The following is a 21,891-nucleotide window of genomic DNA, read 5'->3' as shown; positions in this document are numbered from 1 at the left end:
GCGTTTCTAACCTAATAAATTTAGGATGCAGAAAAATCTGCGAAGCGTATTTGCTTAGAATTCCATCAACTCTGCTTCTTTTGCAGCCAGTTGTGTATCCATCTCTTTGATGAACTTGTCCGTTAGCTTTTGAACGTCTTCTTCGCCTTGACGCGCTTCATCTTCAGAAATTGACTTATCTTTAAGCAATGACTTAATGTCGCCATTTGCGTCACGACGAATATTACGCACTGCCACACGGCCAGCTTCAACTTCACCACGTACAACTTTGATAAGGTCTTTACGACGCTCTTCCGTTAAGGGAGGAAGTGGAACACGGATAATTGCACCCGCTGACATTGGGTTCAAACCTAAGTCTGACGCCATGATCGCTTTTTCAACAGCTTGAGCTAAAGAGCGGTCAAATACGCTGATTGCCAACGTACGCGCGTCTTCAACAGAAACGTTTGCAACTTGGTTAAGCGGCGTGTCAGCACCGTAGTAAGACACTGAAATGCCATCTAATAACGCAGGGTGCGCACGGCCTGTGCGGATTTTAGAAAGTTGGCTTGCAAGCGCAGCCACACTTTTTTGCATACGCTCTTGGGCGTCTTTTTTAATATCGTTAATCACAATGCTATCCTAGTCTGTATTTTATTCAGAGGCTTGTGAAGAAATAAGCGTGCCTTCTTCTTCACCCATAATCACGCGTTTTAGCGCACCCGGTTGATTCATATTGAATACACTGATTGGCATATCGTGATCACGCGCAAGCGTAAACGCCGCCAAGTCCATCACTTTCAATTCTTGATCAATAACTTCATTATAGGTCAAATGACGGTAAAGTGTTGCTTCTGGGTTTTTCACCGGATCATCACTGTAAACACCATCAACCTTAGTCGCTTTGATTACTGTGTCAGCTTCAATTTCGATACCACGTAAACAAGCGGCTGAATCTGTTGTAAAGAACGGGTTACCTGTACCTGCAGCAAAAATAACAACTCGGCCAGATTTAAGAAGACTGATTGCTTCTGCCCAATTGTATGCATCACACACGCCATTAAGCGGAATTGCAGACATCAAGCGAGCATTCACGTATGCACGGTGCAGTGCATCACGCATCGCCAGACCGTTCATTACCGTTGCTAACATCCCCATGTGGTCACCCACTACGCGGTTCATACCAGCTTGTGCCAATGAACCACCGCGTAAGAAGTTACCACCGCCGATAACCAAACCCACTTCTACGTCGAGTTCTACTAGTTCTTTGATTTCTTGAGCCATGCGATCCAAAATTTTCGGATCGATACCAAAGCCTTCGTCTCCCATTAAAGCTTCACCACTTAATTTGAGAAGAACGCGTCTAAAAACAGGTTTTCGATTGATAGTCATAAAATCCGGGCCAATTAAAAGTGAGGTAAAAAATAACCGCGCTTATGTTCACACACAAGCGCGGCTATTTTAAAGAATTTTCGCGTTTGACGCAAAGTAAAGTGTGGTGGTCCCACCTGCAAAACAATGCGTCAAGCTAAGCGATTATTCGCCTTTTGCAGCAGCTACTTGTGCAGCAACTTCAGCAGCGAAGTCATCTACTTTCTTCTCGATGCCTTCACCTACTTCTAGGCGAACGAATGCGCTAACTGTAGCGCCGCTTTCTTTAAGGAATTCACCAACTGATTTCTTAGGCTCCATGATGAAAGCTTGACCAGTAAGAGAAACTTCACCAGTGAATTTCTTCATACGGCCTTCAACCATCTTCTCAGCGATTTCAGCAGGCTTGCCTTCGTTCATAGCGATGTCGATTTGAACTTCACGCTCTTTAGCAACAACTTCAGCTGGAACGTCTTCTGGGTTCACGTACTCTGGACGTGACGCAGCAACGTGCATTGCAACTTGCTTAAGCACTTCTTCGTTAGCAGAACCAGCAACAACTACACCGATACGGTCGCCGTGACGGTATGCAGAAAGTGTTTCGCCTTGGATGTACTGTACGCGACGAACGTTGATGTTTTCGCCGATTTTAGCAACTAGAGCAACACGCTTCTCTTCGAATTGTGCTTGTAGCTCTTCAACTGTTGTAGGAGACGCGATTGCAGCATCTGCAACTTCGTTAGCGAACGCTAGGAAGTTTGCATCTTTAGCAACGAAGTCTGTTTGACAGTTAACTTCAACTAGTGCAGCAACACCAGCAGCTTGCTTGATAAGGATTGTACCTTCAGCAGCAATGTTACCAGCTTTCTTTGCAGCTTTAGCAGCACCGCTCTTACGCATATTTTCAATCGCAAGCTCGATATCACCGTTAGTTTCAGTTAGCGCTTTTTTACAATCCATCATGCCAGCGCCAGTACGGTCGCGTAGCTCTTTAACTAGGGCAGCAGTTACAGCCATTTGAATATCCTCAAATCTGAATTCGGTTTTCTGTAAGCGGTTATCCGCTTTTTAAAGAATATCAAGTCTTCACCTATTTTAGATGAAGACTTGATGACAGCTTATTACTCAGCTTCTACGAAGTCGTCTTTCTCAGCTTGAACAACGATGTTGCGCTCACGACCTTCAGTAACTGCTTGAGCTACTGCGCCAGTGTATAGCTGGATAGCACGGATAGCGTCGTCGTTACCAGGAACAACAAAGTCAACGCCATCTGGGTTTGAGTTAGTATCAACGATAGATACTACTGGAATACCTAGGTTGTTAGCTTCGCGGATAGCGATGTGCTCGTGGTCTGCGTCGATAACGAAGATAGCGTCTGGAAGACCGCCCATATCTTTGATACCGCCAAGGCTTTTCTCAAGCTTTTCCATTTCACGAGTAAGCATTAACGCTTCTTTCTTAGTTAACTTCTCGAAAGTACCGTCTTGGCTTTGGATCTCAAGATCTTTTAGACGTTTGATTGATTGACGAACTGTTTTCCAGTTAGTCAACATACCACCTAACCAACGGTGGTTAACGTAGAATTGATCACAACCTTGAGCTGCTTCTTTCACTGCTTCGCTTGCTGCACGCTTAGTACCAACGAAAAGAATTTTACCTTTGTTTGATGCAACGTTCGTAAGGAACTTAAGTGCATCGTTGAACATTGGAACTGTTTTCTCTAGGTTGATGATGTGAACGCGGTTACGAGCACCGAAGATGAACGGCTTCATCTTAGGGTTCCAGTAACGAGCTTGGTGACCAAAGTGAACACCAGCTTGAAGCATATCGCGCATTGAAACGTTTGCCATTTGTATTTTCCTCAATTAAGGGTTAGGCCTCCACATATCCCATAGCACCAACACGTTACTTTTCAGTAATCATGCACCCAAGTGTATGTGTCGATATGTGTGTGTGTTAATATTTAAGTTAAGTGTCTTGCAAACAAAAAACACAAAGTCGATTTCGACCGAGAATTTATTTGTAAAAAGACGGCGCGCTTTATACCATATAAATCGCGTCGACTCAATGATACGTATAAAATTTATACCACGAAAACTGTAAACAAAAATGGGAGCTTGAATGAGCGCAGTGATTAAAACCCCTGATGAAATTGAAAAAATGCGCGTTGCGGGACGTCTTGCAGCAGAAGTGTTGGAAATGATCGAGCCGTATGTCAAAGCTGGGGTAACAACTGACGAGCTGAACACGATTTGTCATGACTATATTGTCGATGTACAAAAAGCGATCCCTGCTCCTCTTAATTACCATGGTTTTCCAAAATCAATTTGTACATCGGTAAACCACGTTATTTGTCATGGGATTCCTAATGACAAACCGCTGAAAGACGGCGACATCATTAATATTGATATCACCGTTATTAAAGATGGTTACCATGGTGATACGTCAAAAATGTTCTATGTTGGCTCGCCTACAATTCAAGGCAAACGTTTGACGGAAGTGACGCAAGAAAGCCTTTATCTTGCCATTCGTATGGTTAAACCAGGCGTTCGCTTAGGTGATATCGGCGCCGCGATTCAAAAGTACGCAGAAGGGTTTAGCTACTCTATCGTTCGTGAATACTGTGGTCATGGCATTGGTGCGCAATTTCATGAAGAACCTCAGGTTATGCACTATGGCAAAGCGGGCACGGGGGATGTGCTAAAAGCGGGTATGTGCTTAACGATTGAGCCTATGGTCAATGCGGGTAAACGTCATTGTAAACTATTGAAAGACGACTGGACTGTTGTCACGAAAGACCGTAGTCTATCAGCTCAATGGGAGCATACATTATTGGTCACTGACAATGGCGTGGAAATCCTTACTCACCGTAAAGATGACACCATTGAGAGGATCATCGAACACTAGGAATTTATCCGTTGGCCTTGCCGAATAAATTAAAACAGCTGCTCGATTCTGCCGAGCAGCTTCAAGAATACAAAGATTGTTCAGCTTACTTCTACAAATGGTTGCATAACGAGTTTACCAAGCAGCCAGTCAGAAACCTTATCAATGCTCGCGCCGAGTTTGTCGACCGTCTACTCATAAAATTGTTCAATCAATGTGGACTTGCTTTGCAAGCGGATATGGCATTAATTGCAATCGGCGGCTATGGCCGTGGCGAATTGCACCCCTACTCCGATATCGACTTTTTATTATTGGTCAACGATAAACCAAGCGACACGGTTATCCAGCAGTTGGAGCAGTTCGTGACGTTCCTTTGGGACCTCAATCTCGATATCGGCCACAGTGTTCGTACTCATCAAGAAGTGCTTGAACAAAAACAGCATGATGTCCACTTTACCACCAGCCTGCTTGAGAGCCGCCTAATTTGTGGTAACCACATCGCGTACGAACGGTTGAAACGCCATATTCAAGACAGTCCTCTTTGGCGTTCGGATGATTTCTTTATTGCGAAAGTCAATGAGCAAAACCTTCGACATAAGAAGTGCCACGGTACTGCCTACAACCTCGAACCAAACATCAAAGAAAATCCAGGTGGACTTCGCGATATTCAAACCATTCTTTGGGTTGCGAAAAAGCACTTCCAAGCTGAAACGCTTGAAGAGTTAATAGACCACGGTTATTTAACTCACGAAGAGTCGCAGGAATTACTCGAGTGTCTAGAAAACTTGTGGAACATCCGTTTCGCACTTCACCTCGCGGCTGGACGCTCAGAAAACCGATTATTGTTTGACCATCAACCTCATGCCGCAGAACTTCTTGGTTTCGGTGCTGAAGGCAAAGCGTCCGTTGAACGCATGATGAAGCGCCTATTTAGGATCATGAGTCGCATTCGCGAAATGAATGAAATGCTGCTTGCCTATTTTGAAGAAAGCATCGTTCCTGAAGAACATCAGCATGTTCCTGTCCCGCTTGATCGTAACTTTGAGAAAGTTGGCAACAAAATTAGGGTAAAAGACCCATCGGTGTTTTTCCGTCGTGAACAACTTTTCGTGTTGTTTGAGCACATTGCCGAAAACCCTAGCATTACCCAAATTGAACCCAACACTATTCGAACCATGCGCCAAGTGCGTCGCCGCTTACTTGGTGATCTACAGGATTATGCAGCGTGCCGCGATGCCTTACTGCGGTTGATTAAACACCCCAATGGAATGGGGCGTGCGTTCACACTCATGCACAAACATGGCATTATTGCGGCATATTTACCGCAGTGGCGCAATATTTTCGGTCAAATGCAATTCGACCTTTTCCATGCCTACACAGTAGACGAACACACCCATAAGCTCATCAACAATATTTACCAATATTTTGATAGAGCACAGCAAACTCTTTTTCCACTGTGTTCCGAAATTGTGACGCGTATGGACAAACCAGAACTCCTTTATCTTGCCGCTATTTTCCACGATATTGCGAAAGGAAGAGGAGGTGATCACTCCGAACTCGGTGCGGTTGATGCGCTTGCCTTTTGTAAAATGCACGGCTTCACCTCTTCAGATTCAAAACTAGTAGCATGGCTGGTTGAAAACCACTTATTGATGTCGGTTACAGCACAACGAAAAGACATCAATGATCCCGATGTTATCGCTGAATTTGCCTCAAAAATTAAGAACGAGCGTCAACTTGATTACTTGTACTGCTTGACGGTGGCAGACATACGCGCAACCAACGATAACCTGTGGAACGACTGGAAAAATACGCTGTTGAGAGAGCTGTATCTCCATACGCAGCGCGCCCTGCGACTTGGCCTTGAAAACCCGATGGACATGCGTGACCAAATCCGTGATAAAAAGCAGCAAGCAAAGCAGCGCTTGGTCTTAAAAGGCTTCCGAGATGATTTAGTCGATTTAATTTGGACACGCTTTAAAGCGAATTACTTTACCGCGTTCAGTGAAGAGCAAATTTCTTGGCATACTCGACACCTATTGGAATCTAAAGATTTAAGTCAACCTAGCGTGACAGTGTCTTCGAAGCCTCTCCATGGTGGTACGCAAGTATTTGTTTATAGTCCTTACGAATCGAGCTTGTTCGTAAAATTAGTCAGCGTCATTGGTTCCAAAAAGGCTCAAATTCAGCATGCTCAAGTGATGACGACTAAAGATGGCTATGTGGTCTACAATTTCGTTATTTTGGAAACCAACGGCGATGCGATTTCCAGTAGTCGAGTCTCAATCCATTCACAAAGGGATTGAACAAATGCTGGCCGACCCGAAAAAGAAAGTTCGGATTAAGAAAAATCGTTCACAGCGTTTCAAAGACTTTAATATTAAACCGCAAGTCATCGTGCGCCCTCATGCACGTGAAGACCGGAACCTAATTGAAATTCAAGCAATCGATATTCAAGGTTTATTGACGAAAATCGCAGAAGTATTTGAAGATTTAGAATTACACATTCACGCCGCTCGAATTACGACGGTTGGCGAACGAGCGGAAGACTTTTTCGTCGTATCAAATAAAGCTTACTTGTCACTTTCTGATGAAGAGCAAGTGAAAGTTCATCGTGCATTACTTAAAAAATTAAATGCCGAATCGGAATAAGAGGAAACTATGTCTGATTTAAAAACCATCATTGAAACAGCTTGGGATAACCGAGACAGTATTAGCCCAAGCACTGTTGCACCAGATGTTGCATCTGCAATTAACCAAGCACTTTCACTTTTGGACTCAGGCGCTGCACGCGTGGCTGAAAAGATTAGCGGTGAGTGGGTTGTACATCAGTGGCTGAAAAAAGCAGTATTGCTGTCATTCCGTATTCGAGACAACCAACCCATGCACGACGGTGTTAATCAGTATTTCGATAAAGTCCCACTGAAGTTCTCTGATTACACTCCGGAACAGTTTAAACAAGAAGGTATGCGCGTTGTACCTAACGCTGTAGCACGCCAAGGAAGTTATGTGGGGAAAAACGTCGTATTGATGCCCTCCTATGTCAATATTGGCGCTTATGTTGATGATGGTACAATGGTCGATACATGGGCCACAGTGGAACCATGCGCACAAATTGGTAAGAATGTTCACCTATCAGGTGGCGTTGGCATAGGCGGCGTTCTAGAGTCCCTTCAAGCGAATCCTACCATTATCGAAGACAATTGTTTCATCGGTGCTCGTTCTGAGATCGTCGAAGGCGTCATCGTTGAAGAAGGTGCGGTTATTTCAATGGGTGTGTATATTTCACAAAGTACCCGTATTTATGATCGTGAGACGGGTGAAATTCACTATGGCAGAGTGCCAGCAGGTGCAGTCGTTGTGCCAGGTTCACTTCCGAGCAAAGATGGTTCTCACAGCCTATATGCAGCCATCATCGTGAAAAAAGTAGACAAGCAAACTCGCGAAAAAGTGGGTATTAACGCCCTACTTCGTTCGGTTGAATAAAAAAAGCGCCTAGTGCGCTTTTTTTAACGTTAAATGTATGAGTATCAACTTTTAAATTTCTGAACGAATTAAATCGCTTCTTCGTCTTCTTCGCCTGTACGGATACGAATAACCCGTTCAACTTCCGTGACAAAGATTTTACCGTCGCCAATCTTTCCGGTTTGCGCCGTTTTAAGTATCACTTCGATAGCACGGTCTACGTCTTCATCAGCAAGCACAATGTCGAGCTTCACTTTAGGTAAGAAATCCACCATGTATTCCGCGCCACGATAGAGCTCAGTATGGCCTTTTTGGCGTCCAAACCCTTTCACTTCGCACACAGTCATACCCGTAATGCCAATGTCAGAGAGCGCTTCTCGAACATCATCTAGCTTAAAGGGCTTAATAATTGCTTCGATCTTTTTCATCTTTTGAGCTTTATTTTCTATTAGTTGCGTCGATTTTAGACAATCTCGAGAGTGTTCGCAAACAAACTCATTGAACCTAATACAAAAATCGCGTCATAATGAATTATATTCAGCTTCTAGGAAGTAAGTATGAAAAAGTCGGCCAGTGGTTTTACGCTTATGGAAGTGATTATTGCTATCGCAATTTTGGCGATTATTGCAAGTTTTGCTCTCATCAGTAATAAAACCTTGTTAGAGACAAACAGAGCAGAAAGTTTTTTGCTCGAGCTGAAACGCAATTTTATGTTTGCACGCGCGAAATCAACCGCTTCAGATGAAATTATCGTACTGTGTGCAGCGCCACCGGCAAACATCAGCGCACGGTCATCCTTTACTTGTCAGGGAAATTGGCAGGCTAATCAGGTTGTTGTATTCGTAGACTACGATGAAGATTATAACTTTGATAGCGGTACAGATGTGCTTTTAAGAACGATGGAGTTAATTCCAACGCACGATAACTTGAAAATGAGCGTCACGCGTTTCAAATACGATTCAAGTGGCCGTTTGGCGGATGGGCAAGCAACCACAATTGTTTATTGCCCCAATACCGACAATGAAAATAACCAACAATTAACCGTCTCGCAAGGCGGTACAGCTTTGTTTAATGGCGATACAACATCGAGTTGCGGTTAGCAAAATAATTTCGACGTTACATAGCTGGTGTCATTTTGCTTGTTCACAACAATCACCAGCTTGATCTTTTCTCAAGCTTCTTGCAAACCACCTATTCTCGACTAGATTTTCTTCCACCATTTTAGCTTCTTATCGTTCGGCTACTCGCGGCTTTAAGAATAAACAGCTTAGTATCTTAGTAATTTCAGAAACGGTAAGTCCACGCCAAAAAAGTAACTTATACGATTTTTCAGCTGCCTGACGCTACAACAGCGCACTGTGAAGTTCAGAAAATACACCTCTATCAAAACAAGGATTGTTTATGATGCATTTTTCCAAACAAGGCGGTTTCACGCTCCTTGAAACCATCGTGAGCATGGCTATTTTGGTTATATTAACCTGTATCGGCCTGCCTAATATCCATGATTTACTGCTTAAGTATCGCATGCAAAACGATATGTTGATCTACAAACACTATGTACATTTAACGCGTCATCATGCTATCACTCACACCGCCCTCGTAACATTTTGCCCACTTGTTGAAAAACGCTGTAAACTAACCGATTGGGGTCAGAGTCCCACTATATTTGTCGATAGCAATGGTAATAGCGAACTTGATCAAGATGAAAAAGTCATACACATCGGTGAATCTCTACATGAGTACGTAGAATTTGAATATCCTAGAAAAGCCATTACTTTCAGACCTGATGGCACGCCTAGGGGGCTTCACAACGGAACATTTACGTATTGCATAAAATTATTGAATGGGGAAAAAGTAGGACAATCACTGTCACTAAACCATTCCGGAAGAACAAAGCTTCGAGATGAATTAAAATGTGAAGAGTGATTTACAGACTAGCAAGTCAAAGATAGCTGTAAATTAGGCTACCTTTGACCTGCGTCGCCATAATGAGTCGATTAACGCTCCCAACAGGTGTTAGCACCACCTGATCCTGTTGCACCTTTCACCCCTATTTCATTGATAGTTAGCGTCGAACAAATTGAATCTCCACGCACAGGTCCCGCTATGGGCGTTGCTGTGATAGTAAATTCATTACCCACCACGTTGACTGCAAGAGAATAAAAACCGTTTTCCGTCGTTGTTTTCAAGCCTAAATTCGCTAGGTCTGTCGCATAGACGCGGTTATCAACAAAGTATTGTTCTTGCTTGTTTGCGGCATCAAGTAAGCTCGTCATGGCTTCTGAACGAGCCGAACGGATAACATAATGTTGATACGAGGGCACCGCAACAGAGGCGAGGATCCCAACAATAGCAATCGTAATCATGAGGCTCCATTAAGGAGAATCCGTAGCTACTTTTATTATTTCTTCTCATCATGTTCTTCTTTCTTATAGATATACATTTGGATTGTTCTTAAGCCAAAGCCAATTGGCGCATTATCATTTGTTAACTTAGCTTTACCATCAATAAAGACAGGTTCAGGCCCTAAGACTTCCACAGGTGCCCAAGGAGTGCCGCCTTGTGAGCTCGCTTTTTGACTGCCATCATCAGTCGTCACTTTCTTTATTGCAGGTCCTACCATGCGAACTGTCGCCGTGCATGCTTCGCTACCCGAATTTTTTTCACAGCTAAAAAATAATTTGGGTGTATCTGGCACATCATAGCTCGTTTCATATTTCAGCTGCTCGTATACCTGTGTTCCATAGTGCATATGAAACGCATAAAGCTGCCCTTTACCACCTGAAAGTGAACACTGGTTAGTATTAAGGTCTGCAGGTGTAAAGCTTGTGAAATACGCAATCCCCCCAGCAACCGACAGCTGCGGCTAGTGATTTTTCACCAACACCCAGACTGTATTTCCAGCCTTTGAACGAGGCTAGAGTCACTTCAATGTTGACAAAGCCATTGTAATCATCGACTTGTCCTTTGAATGGATCGCTCGTTATATCCATCAGATCATTTATCGTGACGGCTGCAGGAATATTTGACGTAAAGGACTGTGTAACTGTGTTTTCATCTCGAATCGCAAAAAGCATGTCATTTGCAGAGGTCTCATTTGGATGAGAGCGGTTACCGGATCCCAGTAATATTGCCTCATACGGCGTATCTCTACGTGTTTTGAACACTTTCCCATCAATGACTTTGTTTGTCACTTTACTAAATACAGTTCGTGCAACCATTGGGCGATAGAAGAATTTTCGGTCGCCCGCAGAATTGGACCCTGCAAGATCCGCTAGTTGAAAATGCGTCCAAGGTGTTTTCGAATCCGTTGGATTTTCTCCTGGTAAATCAACCCGCCAGACCCCACCACCGAGATCCGAAGCATATATTCTATCCGTAAAACCGTCGTAATCAGAATCAAGTAGTGCAACATCCGCAGCCATACTGTGTTTACCTTTAAAGCCGGTTGATGGTGTTAATGCCCAAACAAGTTTACCTGTTAACGCCTCTACGATGTATATCCCACGACCTTTAGTATCATTTGACTTAGTTACATTATCTTTGTTTGTATCAAAGCCAGCGGCAAAGATTGCCACAGGGGTTTTCCCCAATTTTTTGATGTAAGTAAACTTTGCAGAAGACCATGTTTGTGCAAGCTCTTGGAAATCACCTGCACCACCTTTGATGGTCCATTTGAGAAAAGGTTGATCAGGTTTTGTAATGTCAATCGCGTAATAGCTCGTGCCACCCCGACGCATACCAGCGATAACAACAACCGAATCGCCTGAATCCACAACACCATTTTGGTTTTTATCATCAAAATGAACCGAAAGAGGACCGTCCATACCGTAATACTTCTTACTTGCCTCTTTATCCATTGTCGGTTTAAGAATAGGTAAAAGCTCGCCTGGTATAAACGCCCATGATTCAGAAGCCGTTTCGTCGTTATCTTTAAACATGTGCACAAAACCTGCGTTTGTGCCAACGATCACTCGGATATCATTATTTCCGTAATCCATCGTTACGGGCTTGGAATGCAATGGGTCACCAAAAATGTCTTCTCGTCTGTCGGTATAACTCTTATCACCGTCTTCATCATTAACATCAATACCTCTAGCCCACGAAATAATGTTGGCTACATCCCCAGCATTCGCATTGAACGCAGTACCTAACTTTGATGTTGTTCCGTAAGTATTTAATGCCGTCGTGTAATCGAAACTTTTGAGACTAGAGCCATTGTAATTCGAGTAGACAGTGCGAGATGTCTGTTTAGCGAGCACTTCAGCAACCCCACCTTGGCGCACTTGGTTACCATCTTGAGACTGCGGCGTAGACCAAAAAGTGGTGGTCTTTTGGTCAATAAGTCCTGCGTCGTTAAGTGCCTGTTGACCGCTCAAATCAACAATTTGCGCATTTTGAACTTTCAGCTTTTTAAGGTTTCCACCCCATCTCGCATGCGTTTCAGGATAAAACATCGTGAAATAGAGAGAATCTCGACTTTGAGTTTGATCCGAGCTACTCACAGCAACTGCCGGTGAGCTAAAACTGTCGTTAACTTTCCGAATGTTGTTGATTTGCTTTTCTAGCGCTTCAACTAATTCCGACGCTGTATTGGCGTGAAGATACTGTCCGCCGCCATCTTTTGCAGTTTGCTCAAGCAGCGTTTTGCCTCCCGATGACATACCAGTACCGAAGCCGATGGTGTAAACACGTGAAAAATCTTTGGTTGTCGACGTTGCAGGATAAAGATCGACAATTTGGTCTGAAGAACCATATAAAATTTTTGCTAACGAATTGAGATAACTACCAGATGTTGAGCTTGGATACGAGCCAAAATAATCGTGATATTTATAGTAAATATTGTAGTTTTGCTCCGAATCATTAGTCGGATCACCATCGGTCATTAGAATCATATTGACCGAATTATCGCAACGAGTCAGTGTCGTATTTGAAAAAGGGGAAATATACCGACTACTACTTTCGACGTTCTTATCTCTATCACTGTGGCTTGACGCATAGTAGGTATTTTGGCCAGTCATATAAAGATACGCTTCCCACAACGTTTCCGATATGGGTGTCGAGCCATCGGCAGGTAAGTTGGCAATTTGATTAACTAAACTCGATTGCGACGCCCCCAGTCCATTCAGAATATAACCCCCCTTATCGCTATATAAACGCATTAAACCAAAATCAATGTCGCTATTTTCTTGAACAAGTTTAGTTATAGCGCTTTGCGCAACAGACAAGCGGCTTGGACCACAAGTTGTTGAATAATAATAGCGACCTCTTGAGTTGTATTTATAGCAGGTGGTACTAGTTTTAGTACTATCAAAACAATAAACGCCATAGTAATAGCGGTTTCTTCTGTCATAGAGATAACACGCCTCACCATCATTTACATCCCACGCCATACTCCCTGATGTATCGAACAAGATCATTACTCGCGGACGTTCTTTTGTGCTCGAGTTGTGCGTCACGTATAGCTCAATGTCTTCTGCAAAAGAAGGGCTGGACACAATTGAAAGCAACATCAATAAAACAACAAGCTTACGAAACATATTAATTTACCTCCGACGTACTCAACATTTCTTGAGCAATCCCCGACACAACCGTAACCCGATGCCTGCTCTTCGAGCCATATTCGACCGAAGTTTCTAATTGTGTCATGTTACAAACCACTCCTTCGGTATAGCCATAACTCCGAGGGCAACGTAACGCTAGAGGGCCATTGTTCAAATTGGTTAAAACGTTGTTTGTTTTTCCTTCGGTAAACTCTATTTTCCCGCCAGGCATTTGTGGCTGAGTACGCATGAAAACACTCAAGTTACCTTTCATGTCTTGTTGTTCAGAAATGATTTCTTGCACCGCACCATACAGTTGATTTTCGGCCATTTCACGTTCTTGAGCCGCATTGGTTATTTTTAAATCGATACTACTGCTACTCATGAGCGATACTGCCACGGTGGTCACGGCTACAATCATGACCATCGCCATAACTAACACGATACCTTTTTGACGTCTCATTACATGCGCCATAAATTTGCCCCCATATTACTCAGCTTTATAGTGGTACTAAAGACCGTCCGGCGGTATTTATCTGTGAACGTATGAACACGTTTGTTCGGATCGTGGCCGAGTGTATACGTTTGGTTTTTAAGGGATAAGTCTGCATCAGGTTCCAAACTCCGAACTAAGATAAATAATTGAACCGTTAAAATAGCATCTTCATTTTCCCAATCAGACGCGGTCATTGCGCTTGTCGCTTTATATTGGTTTACACGACCATCCGCGGTGGTATCAAGACCGAATAACAAACGGATGTCTTCGACCCCTTCCATAATCGCTTCATCTGTGATGCCGCCATTCACCGTTAATCTTTTGCGGCGCAGCACCGGCACCGAGAGTGACCTGCCACTTAGAATTAAGGTCTCGTTGGCGATGTAATAAACATGATGGCTATAAGGCCAAAGCGTGGCGTTCACATTTAGAATCGCGGCTTGTAAATTAGCCCCTGTCATAAACTGCGATTGCTCTAATTCCGCAACAAAATAATATTTATTTATCAGTGCGCTACCCTGATTCGCAAGCGGACTCCCCTCTAGAAATTTGAGTTGAATGGCTTCTGTGCCCTGCTTCCCATTGGTTATACAGCTAAGTGCAGTAGTGCCTGTTATTACGTCCGCGTATATTGGACGAAAATTTGTCGGTTCTGTGTCGGGAAAACTTCCGTTATTCAACCCACCAAAACAATCGCCAGCAGGATTACCTGGGGATGAATTATTTTGATTGGTAAACCCATCTTCATAAAATGTGCCCCAGAAACCAATTTGTTCGATGTCTCGCTGCATTATCGTCATTGCAAGACGCCCAGTTTCTTGCAGCTCACCTATCGTCATGGTGTCTCGAGTGGTGGATTTCATACTGAGGTAAGTGAACATCACCCCCCCTAAAATTAATCCCCCAATGAACAAAGAGATCATCAATTCGATCAGTGTGAAGCCCCGTACTTTATTCATGTTTTACACTCGCACTAATAAGAAGCTTGTCATTTGGACCACTCTTCGTTTATTGGAAGCAGTGCCACAACTAATTGCATTTGTGGCATCTGTTCCTTCTAATTTTTGTCTGCCTTCCCAACTGACTACTACTTCAATATTGTAACGGTTGCCTTTACCTCCCGCCGCCTTTGTTGGCGTGATACACACGGTGGTGTTTTCGAGTGCCCCTGTATTCTCTCGAGCGCGGATCGCGAGTTTCCACTGCTCAATATCTAGGTTTGCTATTTGCTGTGATGTGCAAGAATTTGAAAAGCAACTATTTGACTGAGAAAGTGCCGTCTGACTAGTAAAGGTGACTTTATAGAGGTTTGATAACGTGCTGAAATCATTGACTCGAATACGCTGCATAATGTCGTTTGCTAATGCTACCGCCGCCGCGCGTTGCATCGAATCAAAACTGGCTTGTTTGGCTTTAGCTTGAAGCGCTACGGCACCGAGTAAACCAAAACTCAGCACAAAAAATGCAATCAACACTTCAATTAAGGTAAATCCGCGATTTGATCTCATAATTAAACTCAAACTTTTCGACACGGTAACCATAATCTAGCTAAATCTAAACACCAACAAGTATCGGATGGAAGGTTCTTCCTTCGGATAAACGGTCGTTGTCGAACGAATTTGCATTCCGTTTTGCTCTTTGTCTATTTGCTATTAAAAATTTGAACGACGTACGATTTACAATGACAAGCGTCTAACGCGCTAGAATGGTCTTTAACTCTTGATACGCCCTGCGACTTATCACTAAAGGTTCGGCAATGCCTTTCACGCACGCGAAATGAGATTGCTCGACTGTCTTAATCCCAGTTAAAAATGCTCGATTCACTATTGTGTTGCGATGAATCTGAATAAATACATCACTGTATTTTGCAACAAATTGCTTTAATGGTATGTCAACGTAATACACACCTTCCTGATGAACGAGCTTGGTTAATTTATCTTCCGAGAAGGCAGCTATGATACCGTTGATAGTGACCCAACTTGTCACATTGCCAAGTTGGACGGTTATTTTATCTGGGTGCTGAGACCGACCCGCAGGGAACTGTCCAACAAGTTGCTCAAGTTTTTTTGGGTCAATTGGTTTTAGCAAATAACCTTTAGCGAAGACCTCAAACGCATCCAATGCGTGTTCTGGGTAGGCAGTCACAAAAACAAGATTCAGCGTTGGCAGCGACGCACTTAGTTTTTTTGCCAGTTCAAGACCACTTTCTTCTGGCATATTGATATCCAAAAACACGGTCGAGGGAGAAGTACTTTGGATGACTTCAAACGCCTGTTTAGCATTTTGAGCTTCACCTACACATTGCCAATTAAACTCACTCAGCAATCGTTTCAGCCTTTCACGCGCCAACATTTCATCATCAACGACGACGTACTTCATTGTCGAGAATCCCTCGGTATAGTGAGACTCAACTCTAAATATGCTATCACTTTCGTGGATCTGTAAACTTGCTTTCATGTTGTAAAACAACGCAAGCCTTGCGCGAAGATTATCAAGCGCGATGCCACTGCCTTTTTGGCTTGTCGGTTGTTTCGCACTCGGATTACTCACCGAGATTGTTACTAGCGTATTGCTAGATGTCACCACCACATCGACAAAGCCACCTGCGCACGAGGTTTGAATACCATGCTTAATCGCATTTTCGATGAGTGGTTGCAGAATGAGGCAAGGAACAACGACGGAATTAGTTTTAGTATCGATGTCCCAATTTACCTGCAAGCGTTCACCAATCCGCCATTTTTCAATATTCACAAACGCATGAGCCACTTCAATTTCTTCTTCTAAAGTGGTGTGACTTCGTTCCATTAGCGCATTTCGTGACAACTTAGCTAAGTCGAGTAACATATTTTCAGCCGCTTGTGCGTTGATATGAGTCAATTCGGCGGCTGCATTTAAACTATTGAACAGAAAATGGGGATGCATTCTGGCTTGTAATGCCTGTAATTTAGCTTCAGCAAGCAATTCAACTTTATGAATGTTTTCAGCGTAAAACGACAACACAAACAGCATCAACACGACAACAAGCATACTCACAAACACGGCGCTCAGAACAAATGTTGACGAATCTTGTGTCACTAAACTTGGCTCGAACGTGACTAGCCCCAAACTGAACGAAACCGTTGTGAAGATGACACTTATCGTGATTGCTACACATTGCAGTATGGATCTCAAAACGCATAACGAAGCGTTGACTAAAATACAAAAGTGTCAGCGAAATAAGCAAAACACATTGGGAAAATAACGTTACGGTCCCAAGGGCTATCCATGGTTCTGCTTCGTTTAAAGGTGAAAATGCGAGTATAAAATTGAGGAGTTGGATGAGGACTATTGCGCCTAACACACCTCGAGAGCTGAACAAAGCGGGCAAGAGGTGTAGCTCAAGTTGAGTGACTGAGCGCATTTCTCTTGCCCTACAATACTAACGAAGTTCCACTGGCACGGCGAACACGATGTTCTCTTTCTCGCCAGGGTTTTCAAATACTGTTTGACCACCGAATTCTTTCAAACGGGTGATAACATTTTGTACCAACACTTCTGGTGCGGATGCGCCGGCGGTAACACCAACTTTCTGTACACCATCAAACCACTGACGGTCTAAGCAGCTGGCATCGTCAATTAGGTGCGCTTTTGTGCCCATTTTTTCAGCCAGTTCGCGTAAACGGTTTGAGTTTGAGCTGTTTTTAGCACCTACAACTAGTATTAGTTCTACTTTTTCAGCTAAATCACGTACAGCGTCTTGACGATTTTGTGTTGCATAACAAATATCGTCTTTACGCGGTCCATGGATATTTGGATATTTAGCACGCAATGCATCTATCACTTCTGAAGTATCATCGACCGATAACGTGGTTTGACTACAGTAAAACAAGTTATCTGCGTCTTTTACTTCAAGTTTCGCAACGTCGTCTGGCGTTTCAACGAGGTATATTCCCCCTTTCGGGTTGTCATATTGCCCCATTGTGCCTTCAACCTCAGGATGACCATGGTGCCCGATAAGCACGCATTCCGTCCCTTTACGGCTGGCTCGTGTCACTTCCATATGGACTTTTGTGACAAGCGGACAGGTCGCATCGAACACTTTCAACTCACGACGTTTTGCTTCACTTCGTACTGCCTGAGACACGCCGTGCGCACTGAAGATAACGATACTATCATCTGGTACTTGGTGTAACTCTTCGACGAAAACCGCTCCACGATTGCGAAGGCCTTCAACAACGTATTTGTTATGAACCACTTCATGTCTTACGTAGATTGGTTTTTCAAACAAATCTAATGCACGTTCTACGATGCTGATTGCACGATCGACGCCAGCGCAAAAACCACGAGGGTTGGCCAACAAAATATCCATTAATTTTTGACCTCTAAAATGTCGACTTCAAAAGTCACGACTTGGCCTGCAAGCGGGTGGTTAAAGTCAACCGTTACAGAGTCACCAGCAACATCACGAACAATACCCGGTAAATCAGTGCCATCAGGCTGAGTAAAAGCAATGATAGCTCCGACTTTTGGTTCAACTTCAACGCTAAATTTACTGCGGTCAACGTAGTAAATATTGTCTGGATTTGGCATGCCAAACGCGTCTTGAGGCTGAAGTTCGAATGACTTATTGTCACCTTGTTTTAAACCGAGTAAACACTTTTCAAAGTTTGCGGTTAAGCTGCCGTCCCCCATGACCAACTTAGCAGGCTTATCATGGACTTTGGTAGAATCCGCGGCCGAACCGTCCGATAGTTTAACTGAGAAATGAAATACAACTTCCGAGTTTGCGCCGATCACTTGCTCACTCATGCATTAGTCTCCTGCTTATCGTTGTTGCTTCGAAAAGCATCAAGAATTAACAATCCTGCACCACAAACTATGGCGATGTCAGCAATATTGAATGCTGGGTAGTGCCATTGTTGATAATAAAAGTGGATGAAATCGACAACATAGCCATGAATTAAACGGTCTAATAAATTGCCAATCGCGCCACCTAATACCATGGCATACGCGACTGCACAACTGCCATTGGTCTGCACGTAACTTTTTAAGCCAATAAGTTAGCAACACACTCACCGTCACGGCGATAATGCTTAAGAACCAACGTTGCCAGCCACCAGCTTCACTCAAAAAGCTAAAGGCCGCTCCATAGTTATGCATATAGGTAAAATTAAATACTGGAAGAATCTCGATTGATTCGCCCAATTGCATCGAGTTCATTACGACGTATTTAGTCAGCATGTCTGCTGCAAGTAGCAGCAGACTAAACCATAACCAAATTAAGCCGCTTTTTTTCAATGGTGTATCGCTCACCAGCTACTCCTAAGCGAATTGGCGGACTTCGCCATCTCCATCTACGTTGCTAACACAACGTCCACAGATTGTTTCATGACCTGCATGTGCACCAACATCATCACAGTAGTGCCAGCAACGCTCACATTTCTGCGCATCCGTTGCAGCAACCGCAATAAACAGACCATCGATTTCAGAGTCCACGGCATGGTCTGGCTTATTTTGTACCACTTCGACAGAAGCTTTCGATGTTAGTAGCACAAAGCGCAACTCGTCGCCCAGCGAAGCAAGCTGCTCAGCAAGCTCACCGCCTGTGTACAAGGTGACTTCCGCTTGAAGTGCAGAACCGATACGCTCTTCTTTACGCTCATTCTCAAGGACACGGTTTACTTCATCACGAACGTGTAACACTGTTTGCCAGAAGTCGTTATTGAGTGAACCTTCAGATACCGAGTTTATTACGTCATACCAAGTTTCTGTGAAGACGAACGCACTGCGCTTGCCCGGTAACAATTCCCAAATTTCCTGAGCGGTGAAGCTCATGATTGGTGCCATCCAACGTGTCATTGCTTCTGCGATATGGAACAACGCAGTTTGGCAAGAACGACGAGCGTGGCTGTCACTCTTCGCGGTATATTGCCTGTCTTTGATAACATCTAGGTAGAATGGTCCAGTTCACCAGTACAGAAGTTCATTAGTTTTTGAGTGACTTCCAAAGTCTTGTAACTGTCGTAAGACTTTATCAACTCTGCTTGAAGATCTGCTGCACGAGCTAGGATCCAACGATCCAACTCAACCAGTTCGTCTACTGCAACCATGTCCGTTTCAGGATTAAAGCCATTTAGGTTCGCTAATAAATAGCGACCCGTGTTACGAATACGACGGTAGCGATCTGCAGAGCGTTTGAAAATCTCATCCGACACGGTCATTTCAGCAGTGTAATCCGTTGAAGCAACCCATAAACGCAGAATATCTGCGCCCATTTTGTTCATCACGTCTTGTGGAGAGATCACGTTTCCTAATGATTTAGACATTTTACGGCCATTTTCATCAACCGTGAAACCGTGCGTTAACACCTGTTTGTATGGCGCATGACCATTGATTGCAACAGACGTCATCATTGAAGACATAAACCAACCGCGGTGTTGATCAGAACCTTCTAAGTAAAGATCTGCAGGACCCGTTAAGTCTTCACGCGCGTCAACGACACACGCATGCGTCACGCCCGAGTCGAACCACACATCCAACGTGTCTAATACTTTTACATACGTTTGTGCATCATCACCGATCAACGTTTCAGCGTCTAAATCGTACCAAGCTTGAATACCCGCTTGTTCTACGCGCTTCGCAACATCTTCAATGAGTACCTCTGTATTTGGATGCAATGCACCAGTGTCTTTATGAACGAACAAAGCAATTGGCACACCCCAAGTACGTTGGCGTGAAATACACCAGTCTGGACGGCCTTCAACCATGTTCGCAATACGGCTCTCGCCCCACTCTGGCAGCCATTGTGTTTTCTTGATTTCGGCAAGCGACTGCTGACGAAGACCAGCCTGATCCATGCTGACAAACCATTGTGGCGTTGCACGGAAAATAATAGGCGTTTTATGTCTCCAACAGTGTGGGTAACTGTGGTTAAGGGCTTTATGACGTAACAAAGCACCTTTCTCTTTCAGTAATTCAATTACGTTATCGTTTGCTTTGAAAACGTGCTGGCCTGCAAAAATCGGCGTATCAGGGAGATACACACCATTTGCACCAACTGGATTTGCTACTTCAAGACCGTAGCCTAAGCCGGCTGCAAAGTCTTCCTGACCGTGGCCTGGTGCTGTGTGAACAATACCTGTACCCGAATCAGTTGTAACGTGATCACCTAGGATCACTGGCACGTCAAATTCATAAAATGGATGCGCTACACGTAAATTCTCAAGCGCTGCACCTTTTACGTAACCAAGAACGTGGTAATGCGCAAAACCAAAACGGTCCATCGCGTCTTTAACTAGCTCAGAACCAAGTACCAGACGTTGCTCTTGTCCTTCGTCTTCGACTTGAACCAATGCGTATTCAAGATTCGCGTTTACGGCAACTGCGCGGTTTGCAGGAAGTGTCCACGGTGTTGTTGTCCAGATAACGGTACTTACAAGACCTTTGCCGTTGTGACCATCTTTGGTATCAAACGCGGCAACAACGGCTGCTTCATCAATAAAGCTAAAACGTACGTCAATCGCTGGTGATTGCTTGTCTTGATATTCCACTTCCGCTTCTGCAAGGGCCGAACCACAATCTGTACACCAATGAACAGGTTTTGCACCTTTGTGTAGATGACCATTTTTAATAATGCGGCCAAGTACACGAATTGCATTAGCTTCAAAATCAAAGTTCATTGTTAAATACGGATTGTCCCAATCACCAAAAACGCCTAGGCGTTTAAAGTCGGCTTTTTGACCTTCCACTTGTTTCGCTGCGTACTTACGGCATTCTTCACGGAATTCAGCAGCAGTCACTTTTACGCCTGGCTTACCGATTTTTTTCTCAACTTGTAGCTCGATTGGTAGGCCGTGACAGTCCCAGCCAGGAACGTATGGCGCATCGAAATCGGATAATGTCTTCGATTTAACGATAATGTCTTTAAGGATTTTGTTTACTGAGTGCCCAAGGTGAATATCACCATTTGCGTATGGCGGGCCGTCATGAAGAATAAACGGCGTTTTACCTTTCTTTGCGTTACGGATTTGACCGTATAAATCTTGTTCGTACCAAGCTTTAAGCATTTTTGGTTCGCGTTGCGCCAAATTGCCACGCATCGGAAACTCTGTTTCCGGCAAATTTAAAGTATGTTTGTAGTCGCTCATTTATCCTACTTTCCGTATCGGCTAC

At 43.9% G+C, this 21,891-nt stretch carries 18 protein-coding genes and 3 pseudogenes; 5 read left to right on the top strand and 16 right to left on the bottom strand.

Annotation, left to right across the window (positions count from 1 at the left end; translation table 11 throughout):
* Window positions 1–54: 54 nt before the first annotated feature.
* From frr to rpsB, 4 genes are all read right to left on the bottom strand, one after another.
* The gene (gene frr / locus J5O05_RS15455; RefSeq protein ID WP_208842821.1) at window positions 55–612 is read right to left on the bottom strand and encodes a ribosome recycling factor; all 558 of its coding nucleotides are present in this window, start codon (window positions 610–612) and stop codon (window positions 55–57) included.
* Between the two features lie 21 nt (window positions 613–633).
* Window positions 634–1,371, bottom strand: coding sequence for a UMP kinase (gene pyrH / locus J5O05_RS15450; RefSeq protein WP_208842820.1), 738 nt, complete (start codon window positions 1,369–1,371; stop codon window positions 634–636).
* Window positions 1,372–1,515: 144 nt separating this feature from the next.
* Window positions 1,516–2,367, bottom strand: coding sequence for a translation elongation factor Ts (gene tsf / locus J5O05_RS15445; RefSeq protein WP_208842819.1), 852 nt, complete (start codon window positions 2,365–2,367; stop codon window positions 1,516–1,518).
* Between the two features lie 104 nt (window positions 2,368–2,471).
* Window positions 2,472–3,200: a 30S ribosomal protein S2 gene (rpsB, locus tag J5O05_RS15440; protein ID WP_208842818.1), complete on the bottom strand. Its 729-nt coding sequence runs from the start codon at window positions 3,198–3,200 to the stop codon at window positions 2,472–2,474.
* Window positions 3,201–3,471: 271 nt separating this feature from the next.
* Here rpsB and map point away from each other — a divergent pair, with 271 nt between their 5' ends.
* The 3 genes and pseudogenes from map (at window position 3,472) to dapD (ending at window position 7,722) form a co-directional block, all read left to right on the top strand.
* Window positions 3,472–4,257 (top strand): type I methionyl aminopeptidase, encoded by a 786-nt coding sequence (map, locus tag J5O05_RS15435; protein ID WP_208842817.1) that lies wholly within the window; start codon window positions 3,472–3,474, stop codon window positions 4,255–4,257.
* Window positions 4,258–4,268: 11 nt separating this feature from the next.
* Window positions 4,269–6,888, top strand: a pseudogene (gene glnD / locus J5O05_RS15430) ([protein-PII] uridylyltransferase).
* 9 nt (window positions 6,889–6,897) lie between these two features.
* Window positions 6,898–7,722, top strand: coding sequence for a 2,3,4,5-tetrahydropyridine-2,6-dicarboxylate N-succinyltransferase (gene dapD / locus J5O05_RS15425; RefSeq protein WP_208842816.1), 825 nt, complete (start codon window positions 6,898–6,900; stop codon window positions 7,720–7,722).
* Window positions 7,723–7,790: 68 nt separating this feature from the next.
* Here the strand turns inward: dapD and glnB are convergent, their stop codons facing one another.
* Window positions 7,791–8,129, bottom strand: a complete 339-nt coding sequence (glnB, locus tag J5O05_RS15420) for a nitrogen regulatory protein P-II (RefSeq protein WP_208842815.1) — start codon at window positions 8,127–8,129, stop codon at window positions 7,791–7,793.
* A gap of 129 nt (window positions 8,130–8,258) precedes the next feature.
* Between glnB and J5O05_RS15415 the strand changes: the two genes are divergently transcribed.
* Together J5O05_RS15415 and J5O05_RS15410 are read left to right on the top strand one after the other, a co-directional pair.
* A complete protein-coding gene (locus J5O05_RS15415) occupies window positions 8,259–8,801 on the top strand; it encodes a prepilin-type N-terminal cleavage/methylation domain-containing protein (protein ID WP_208842814.1) in 543 nt (180 codons plus the stop codon).
* 301 nt (window positions 8,802–9,102) lie between these two features.
* Window positions 9,103–9,627, top strand: coding sequence for a GspH/FimT family pseudopilin (locus J5O05_RS15410; protein WP_208844545.1), 525 nt, complete (start codon window positions 9,103–9,105; stop codon window positions 9,625–9,627).
* Between the two features lie 71 nt (window positions 9,628–9,698).
* Here the strand turns inward: J5O05_RS15410 and J5O05_RS15405 are convergent, their stop codons facing one another.
* From J5O05_RS15405 to ileS, 11 genes and pseudogenes are all read right to left on the bottom strand, one after another.
* Window positions 9,699–10,067 (bottom strand): type IV pilin protein, encoded by a 369-nt coding sequence (locus tag J5O05_RS15405; RefSeq protein WP_425281504.1) that lies wholly within the window; start codon window positions 10,065–10,067, stop codon window positions 9,699–9,701.
* A 35-nt stretch (window positions 10,068–10,102) separates the two neighbouring features.
* On the bottom strand, window positions 10,103–10,453 hold the full coding sequence (locus tag J5O05_RS23000) for a hypothetical protein (RefSeq protein ID WP_341874696.1): 351 nt from the start codon (window positions 10,451–10,453) through the stop codon (window positions 10,103–10,105).
* Window positions 10,454–10,505: 52 nt separating this feature from the next.
* Complete coding sequence (locus J5O05_RS15400) at window positions 10,506–13,241, bottom strand: pilus assembly protein (RefSeq protein ID WP_341874695.1); 2,736 nt, start codon at window positions 13,239–13,241, stop codon at window positions 10,506–10,508.
* Window position 13,242: 1 nt separating this feature from the next.
* Complete coding sequence (locus J5O05_RS15395; RefSeq protein WP_244369658.1) at window positions 13,243–13,707, bottom strand: pilus assembly PilX family protein; 465 nt, start codon at window positions 13,705–13,707, stop codon at window positions 13,243–13,245.
* The gene (locus tag J5O05_RS15390) at window positions 13,707–14,699 is read right to left on the bottom strand and encodes a PilW family protein (RefSeq protein WP_208842812.1); all 993 of its coding nucleotides are present in this window, start codon (window positions 14,697–14,699) and stop codon (window positions 13,707–13,709) included. Before J5O05_RS15390 ends, J5O05_RS15395 begins: the two co-directional genes overlap by 1 nt.
* A gap of 3 nt (window positions 14,700–14,702) precedes the next feature.
* Window positions 14,703–15,248 (bottom strand): type IV pilus modification protein PilV, encoded by a 546-nt coding sequence (pilV, locus tag J5O05_RS15385; RefSeq protein ID WP_208842811.1) that lies wholly within the window; start codon window positions 15,246–15,248, stop codon window positions 14,703–14,705.
* A 184-nt stretch (window positions 15,249–15,432) separates the two neighbouring features.
* On the bottom strand, window positions 15,433–16,815 hold the full coding sequence (locus J5O05_RS15380) for a response regulator (RefSeq protein ID WP_208842810.1): 1,383 nt from the start codon (window positions 16,813–16,815) through the stop codon (window positions 15,433–15,435).
* A gap of 343 nt (window positions 16,816–17,158) precedes the next feature.
* Window positions 17,159–18,088 (bottom strand): 4-hydroxy-3-methylbut-2-enyl diphosphate reductase, encoded by a 930-nt coding sequence (ispH, locus tag J5O05_RS15375; RefSeq protein WP_208842809.1) that lies wholly within the window; start codon window positions 18,086–18,088, stop codon window positions 17,159–17,161.
* A complete protein-coding gene (fkpB, locus tag J5O05_RS15370) occupies window positions 18,088–18,528 on the bottom strand; it encodes an FKBP-type peptidyl-prolyl cis-trans isomerase (protein WP_208842808.1) in 441 nt (146 codons plus the stop codon). The genes ispH and fkpB overlap by 1 nt, the downstream gene beginning before the upstream one ends.
* Window positions 18,525–19,017 (bottom strand): annotated as a pseudogene (gene lspA, locus J5O05_RS15365) (signal peptidase II). The gene fkpB and the pseudogene lspA overlap by 4 nt, the downstream one beginning before the upstream one ends.
* A 24-nt stretch (window positions 19,018–19,041) precedes the next feature.
* Window positions 19,042–21,866, bottom strand: a pseudogene (gene ileS / locus J5O05_RS15360) (isoleucine--tRNA ligase).
* Window positions 21,867–21,891 lie beyond the last annotated feature (25 nt).

This window comes from Pseudoalteromonas xiamenensis, assembly GCF_017638925.1.
GTDB classification, from domain to species: domain Bacteria; phylum Pseudomonadota; class Gammaproteobacteria; order Enterobacterales; family Alteromonadaceae; genus Pseudoalteromonas; species Pseudoalteromonas xiamenensis.
Note: the sequence above shows the minus strand (reverse complement) of the source record. Positions and strands in the feature narration are given on the sequence as shown.

What these genes read in the sequence shown, in the direction of transcription:
- tsf (WP_208842819.1), bottom strand. Translation starts at nt 2,367, where the DNA reads ATGGCTGTAACTGCTGCCCTAGTTAAAGAGCTACGCGACCGTACTGGC.
- dapD (WP_208842816.1), top strand. Translation starts at nt 6,898, where the DNA reads ATGTCTGATTTAAAAACCATCATTGAAACAGCTTGGGATAACCGAGAC.
- pyrH (WP_208842820.1), bottom strand. Translation starts at nt 1,371, where the DNA reads ATGACTATCAATCGAAAACCTGTTTTTAGACGCGTTCTTCTCAAATTA.
- fkpB (WP_208842808.1), bottom strand. Translation starts at nt 18,528, where the DNA reads ATGAGTGAGCAAGTGATCGGCGCAAACTCGGAAGTTGTATTTCATTTC.
- glnB (WP_208842815.1), bottom strand. Translation starts at nt 8,129, where the DNA reads ATGAAAAAGATCGAAGCAATTATTAAGCCCTTTAAGCTAGATGATGTT.
- ispH (WP_208842809.1), bottom strand. Translation starts at nt 18,088, where the DNA reads ATGGATATTTTGTTGGCCAACCCTCGTGGTTTTTGCGCTGGCGTCGAT.
- J5O05_RS15390 (WP_208842812.1), bottom strand. Translation starts at nt 14,699, where the DNA reads ATGAATAAAGTACGGGGCTTCACACTGATCGAATTGATGATCTCTTTG.
- J5O05_RS15410 (WP_208844545.1), top strand. Translation starts at nt 9,103, where the DNA reads ATGATGCATTTTTCCAAACAAGGCGGTTTCACGCTCCTTGAAACCATC.
- J5O05_RS15395 (WP_244369658.1), bottom strand. Translation starts at nt 13,707, where the DNA reads ATGAGACGTCAAAAAGGTATCGTGTTAGTTATGGCGATGGTCATGATT.
- rpsB (WP_208842818.1), bottom strand. Translation starts at nt 3,200, where the DNA reads ATGGCAAACGTTTCAATGCGCGATATGCTTCAAGCTGGTGTTCACTTT.
- J5O05_RS15415 (WP_208842814.1), top strand. Translation starts at nt 8,259, where the DNA reads ATGAAAAAGTCGGCCAGTGGTTTTACGCTTATGGAAGTGATTATTGCT.
- pilV (WP_208842811.1), bottom strand. Translation starts at nt 15,248, where the DNA reads ATGAGATCAAATCGCGGATTTACCTTAATTGAAGTGTTGATTGCATTT.
- J5O05_RS15400 (WP_341874695.1), bottom strand. Translation starts at nt 13,241, where the DNA reads ATGTTTCGTAAGCTTGTTGTTTTATTGATGTTGCTTTCAATTGTGTCC.
- J5O05_RS23000 (WP_341874696.1), bottom strand. Translation starts at nt 10,453, where the DNA reads ATGCACTATGGAACACAGGTATACGAGCAGCTGAAATATGAAACGAGC.
- map (WP_208842817.1), top strand. Translation starts at nt 3,472, where the DNA reads ATGAGCGCAGTGATTAAAACCCCTGATGAAATTGAAAAAATGCGCGTT.
- J5O05_RS15405 (WP_425281504.1), bottom strand. Translation starts at nt 10,067, where the DNA reads ATGATTACGATTGCTATTGTTGGGATCCTCGCCTCTGTTGCGGTGCCC.